A 4,990-nucleotide genomic window follows, 5' to 3' on the forward strand; every position below is an offset into this window, starting at 1 on the left:
CGCCGGCCGGCAGCGCCAGCGTCGCCGCGGCGGCGGCGAGGCGACGGCCGGCCTCGCGCCGGTCGGCTCGGAACGCGCGCCGCATGCTCATGAATTCATTTTGCCCGGCGGGCCTTTTCCGCCATGTCGACGTCGACGAACTTCCAGAACTCGCGCAGGAAGATGTTGCGGTGGTAGCCGACGACCCAGGGCTGGGCCAGGTCGGTGAAGATGCGGTGCGCGTGCACCTTGTACGGCATGTAGGCGACCAGGATCTCCTTGGCGCGGCGCATCGCCTCCTGCCGCTCCGGCCCCTCGGGCAGGCGCTTCTGCAGCTCGTAGAGGCGGTTGAACTCGGGCAGGTCGAAGCGGGCGTGATTGGCCTGGCCCTTGCTCGGCCCGTAGCCGAGGACGAGAAACTCGCCGCCATCGGGCACGCCGGCGCTCCAGCCGACGCCCCACATCATGAGCTTGCCGGCGCGCGAGGACTTGAGGTTCTCCGGCCACTTGGCGTGGCGGAAGACGATGCGGACGCCGATGGCGTCCATGTTCTTCTTCCACTGCGTGATGAGCTGGCGGCTGAACTCGTCCGGCTGGGTCGCGTACTCGAGCACCAGCGGGCGGCCGTCGGGCAGGTCGCGCCAGCGGTCGCCGTCGCGGTCGACGTAGCCGTGCAGGTCGAGCAGGGCCTGGGCGCGGGCCCGGCTGAACTCGCTCATCTCGCTGCGGAAGGCCGGGTCGTAGCCGGTCGTGCCGGGGCCTAGGGGCGACTGCCCGGGAATCGCCTGGCCGCGGCGGACGAGGCGGATCTCCTCCTCGACATTGACCGCCAGCGCGATGGCCCGGCGCAGCGCCACCTTGTCGGCCGCGTAGCCGCCGACCACCGGGTGCTCCATCGCGAAGTACGACATCGAGGCGTCGGCGCGCAGGTAGCGGACCGGGTAGATGTCGCGCCTGGCGAGGTTCGGCGCCAGCCGGTCGTTCGGCAGGGCGATGTTGGTGAAGTCCTCGGGCACCTGCTCGAGAAGGTCGTGCTCGTTGCCCAGGAAAGACAGCCAGCGCGGCTGGTTCTCCTCGATGATGCTGACCTCGATGCGGTCGATCATCGGGAGCCGGCGGCCCTTGAGCCGCGCCGCCGCGGCCTGGGCGAGGGCATCCCCGGCGGGCGCCTCCTCGTCGTAGACCTCCTCGCGAAAGCCCGGGTTCTTCTCGAACACCATGCGCGAGCTGCGCTTCCACGACACCAGCCGGTACGGGCCGGTCCCGACCGGGTGCTCCATGATGCGGTCGCCGTAGGCCTCGACGACCTCGCGGGCGACCGCGCCGACGACCGAGGCATCGCTCAGGTGGTCGGCGAAGCGCGGGTTCGGCCGCTCGAGCCGGAACTGCAGCGTGTAGCGGTCGGTGGCGCGCAGGCCCTCGACCGGGCGGTCGTAGTCGAAAGGCTCGCCGGCTAGCGCGCGCTTCCGCAGCGCGTCGAGGCCGATGATGCGGTCCTCCTCGAGCGTCGACAGGTGCGGGCTCTTCCAGCGCGGATCGAAATGGCGCTTGATCGAGTAGACATAGTCGGCCGCCGTCAGCTCGCGGCGCACGCCCTTGAAGACCGGGTCGTCGATGAAGAAGGTGCCGGGCTTGAGGCGGACGACCCAGGTCCTGAAGTCGTCGCTGACCTCCGGCATCGCCGCTGCCGTCGCCGGCCGCAGGCGCACCGGCCGGGCCAGGAATTCGTGCTGGTACGGCGCCTCGTACAGGTTGGCGGCGATCGTGCGCGAGTAGAGGTCGGAGATGCCGGCCGGATCGAAGCCGGTCTCGGCGATCCGGAAGGCGTAGCGGAGGACCTTCGGCGCAGCAGTGGCAGCGGGCGCCGGCGGCTCGCCGGCAGCACCGGTGCCCGGAGCATGGCAGGCCAGGACGAGGGCGGCCAGGAGGTGCGGCGGGCCGAAGCGCATGCCGAGAAGTCTCGCACGCGACCCCGCGTGCCGGGCCTTAGACTCGCGCCGCAACCGACCCCGCCTTGCGGCGCTCTGCAGCGAATGACCGCTTACCTGATCCGCCGCATCTGGCAGATGATCCCGACGCTGTTCGGCGTCATCCTCCTCGTCTTCCTCCTCTTCAAGGGTTTCGGCGGCGACCCGGCGGAGATCCTGGCCGGGCAGAACGCGACGGCGGCCCAGGTCGACGCGATCCGCAAGCAGCTCGGCCTGGACGAGCCGCTGTGGACCCAGTTCTGGATCTTCCTCAAGCAGATCGTCACCTTCGACTGGGGCCGCAGCTGGGCCACCAACGAATCGGTCGCCAACCTGTTCGCGACGCGGCTGCCGGCGACGCTGACGGTCATGGTGCCGATCCTCATCCTCGACGCGCTGCTCGCGATCCCGTTCGCGCTCGGCGTCGCCTACGTGCGCGGCTCGCTCACCGACCGCGCCATCATGATCGTCACGACGGTGGCGCTGTCGATCTCGTTCCTCGTCTATGTCATCGTCGGCCAGTACGTGCTGGCCTTCCAGCTCGGCCTGTTCCCGGTGCAGGGCTGGAGCGACAGCGTCGCGACCAACCTGACGACCTACGCGCCGCTGCCGGTGCTCTTGGCGGTGCTGGTCTCGCTGGCGCCGCAGACGCGGCTCTACCGCAGCTTCTTCCTTGACGAGATCGGCCACGACTACGTGCGCACGGCGCGGGCCAAGGGCATGACCGAGCGGACCGTGCTGCTCAAGCACGTGATGCGCAACGCGCTGATCCCGATCCTCACGAACGTCGCCGTGTCGCTGCCGGGCATCTTCGTCGGCTCGTTCCTGATCGAGGTCTTCTTCTCGATCCCCGGCCTCGGCCGCGAGGTGCTTCTGGCCGTCAACCGCAGCGACTATCCGGTGATCCAGGCCTTCGCGATCTACATCGCGGTGATCACGATGGTCGTCAACCTGCTCACCGACGTGCTCTACAAGGTGGTCGACCCGCGAGTGGTCCTGAAATGAGCGCCGTTCTTTCTTCGCCAGCCGGCCGACCGGGCGCCGCGCCGGTCCGCTCGGACAACGTCTGGGCGGCGGCGGCGAAGCGATTCCGCGGCGACCGCGTCGGCATGGTGTGCCTGGCCATCGTCGCCGTCTTCCTGCTGATCGTGCTCGCGGCGGCGCTCGGCCTCGTCGCCCGCGACTGGCAGGTCGAGCGCGGCCTGCCGAACGCGCCGCCGACGATCCTCGGCCCGGCCGCGGCCACCGAGAGCGCCGTCGTCGCCGGCCCCACCGGGCCGCCGGCCGACATCTCGGCGGTCGACCCGCTGGCGTCGCGCTACGCCGAGTGGGCCGAGGCGGCGAAGAAGTACAAGACCACGGAGGTGGTGAAGGCGCCGACGCTGCCCTTCGGCGGCGACCGCCTCGGTCGCGACGTGCTGGCCAAGACGATCAAGGGCGCCCAGGTCTCGATCTTCGTCGGCGTCGCCGCGGCCCTGCTGGCGACGCTGATCGGCACCGTCCTCGGCGCCCTGGCCGGCTTTTTCGGCGGCAGGGTCGGCGACTTCCTGGAGTGGGTCTACAACGTCTTCACGGCCATCCCGGGCATCCTGCTCATCTTCGCCTTCGCGGCGGTGTTCGGGCGCGGCATCGGCTCGGTGGTGCTGATCCTCGGCCTGGCCGGATGGACGGGCATCTACCGGCTGATCCGGGCGGAGTTCATCAAGCACTCGGTGCGCGACTACGTGCGCTCGGCCGAGGCGGTGGGCGCGGGCAACCTGTCGCGCATGTTCCGCCACATCCTGCCCAACGTGAGCCACGTCGTCCTGGTGCAGCTGTCGATCCACGTCGTCGGCTTCATCAAGTCGGAAGTGATCCTGTCGTACCTCGGCCTCGGCGTCGGCGTCGACCAGGTCTCGTGGGGCACGATGCTCGCCGAGGCCCAGACCGAACTGATCCTCGGCCACTGGTGGCAGCTCGCCGCCGCGACCGCGTTCATGGCCCTCTTCGTGACCGCCTTCTCGCTCATGACCGATGCCTTGCGCGACGCGCTCGACCCGAAGCTGCGGGGGCTCGAATGAGCGCCTCGCATGCCTCGGGCGCGCCGCTGCTGTCGATCCGCGACCTCCGCGTCGCCTTCCGCATGGGCAGCAGCGGCGGCGTGATGCGCCGCGTCGAGGCGGTCCGCGGGGTGAGCTTCGAGGTGCCCGAGAACACCACCGTCGCGCTCGTCGGCGAGTCGGGCTCGGGCAAGAGCGTCACGGCGATGTCGATCGTCAACCTGCTGCCGGACAACGCCGAGCGCAGCGGCGCCATCGCCTTCCAGGGGCGCGACCTCCTGGCCGCGCCGATGCACGAGCTGCAGGCGCTGCGCGGCCGCGAGATCGCCTGCGTGTTCCAGGACCCGATGAGCTCGCTGAACCCGGTGTTCACGGTCGGCGAGCAGATCGGCGAGCCGCTGCGCAAGCACCTGGGCCTGGGCCGGCGCGAGGCCCTCCGCCGGGCCGAGGCGCTGCTCGTCGAGGTCGGCATGCCGGAGCCGAAGCGGCGTCTCGCCGCCTACCCGCACCAGCTCTCGGGCGGGCAGCAGCAGCGCGTGATGATCGCCATGGCCCTGGCCTGCGAGCCGAAGCTGCTGATCGCCGACGAGCCGACCACCGCGCTCGACGTCACCATTCAGCGCCAGATCCTCGAGCTGCTCGCGCGACTGAAGGAAAAGCATCGCATGAGCATGCTCTTCATCAGCCACGACCTCGGCGTGGTTGGCGAGATCTCCGACCACGTCATCGTGATGCGCAACGGCGTCGTCCGCGAGCAGGGGCCCGTCGCCGGAATCTTCGCCACGCCGCAGGACAGCTATACCAAGGCCCTGCTCGCCTGCCGGCCGACGCTGGACCAGCGCTCGCCGCGGCTGATGGTGGTCGACGACCACATCGCCGCGCAAGGCGCCGATGCGGCGCCCCTGGGCATCCGCCGCGTCAAGGACCCGGAGGCGCGCGTCGTCCTCGAGGTCGAGGCGCTGACCAAGAGCTTCTGGATCCGCAGCGGCGTCTTCGGCCGGCAGG

The 4,990-nt window shown here is 70.2% G+C and carries 4 protein-coding genes; 3 read left to right on the top strand and 1 reads right to left on the bottom strand.

Annotated features, from left to right (window positions below; all coding sequences use genetic code 11):
- Positions 1-95: 95 nt before the first annotated feature.
- Positions 96-1,928, bottom strand: coding sequence for an ABC transporter substrate-binding protein (locus AC30N0_RS20110; RefSeq protein WP_489519650.1), 1,833 nt, complete (start codon positions 1,926-1,928; stop codon positions 96-98).
- Positions 1,929-2,012: 84 nt separating this feature from the next.
- On the opposite strand from AC30N0_RS20110, the gene AC30N0_RS20115 reads away from it, so the two are divergent.
- From AC30N0_RS20115 to AC30N0_RS20125, 3 genes are all read left to right on the top strand, one after another.
- Complete coding sequence (locus tag AC30N0_RS20115; RefSeq protein WP_489519651.1) at positions 2,013-2,951, top strand: ABC transporter permease; 939 nt, start codon at positions 2,013-2,015, stop codon at positions 2,949-2,951.
- Entirely contained in the window at positions 2,948-4,006 is a 1,059-nt protein-coding gene (locus tag AC30N0_RS20120; protein WP_489519652.1) for an ABC transporter permease, read from the top strand. The genes AC30N0_RS20115 and AC30N0_RS20120 overlap by 4 nt, the downstream gene beginning before the upstream one ends.
- The coding region (locus AC30N0_RS20125; protein WP_489519653.1) for an ATP-binding cassette domain-containing protein at positions 4,003-4,990 on the top strand (988 nt) is incomplete at its 3' end. The genes AC30N0_RS20120 and AC30N0_RS20125, both read left to right, overlap by 4 nt.

Source organism: Rhizobacter sp. (assembly GCF_031412495.1).
In the GTDB taxonomy this organism is placed as follows: domain Bacteria; phylum Pseudomonadota; class Gammaproteobacteria; order Burkholderiales; family Burkholderiaceae_C; genus Schlegelella_A.

What these genes read in the sequence shown, in the direction of transcription:
- AC30N0_RS20110 (WP_489519650.1), bottom strand. Translation starts at nt 1,928, where the DNA reads ATGCGCTTCGGCCCGCCGCACCTCCTGGCCGCCCTCGTCCTGGCCTGC.
- AC30N0_RS20115 (WP_489519651.1), top strand. Translation starts at nt 2,013, where the DNA reads ATGACCGCTTACCTGATCCGCCGCATCTGGCAGATGATCCCGACGCTG.
- AC30N0_RS20120 (WP_489519652.1), top strand. Translation starts at nt 2,948, where the DNA reads ATGAGCGCCGTTCTTTCTTCGCCAGCCGGCCGACCGGGCGCCGCGCCG.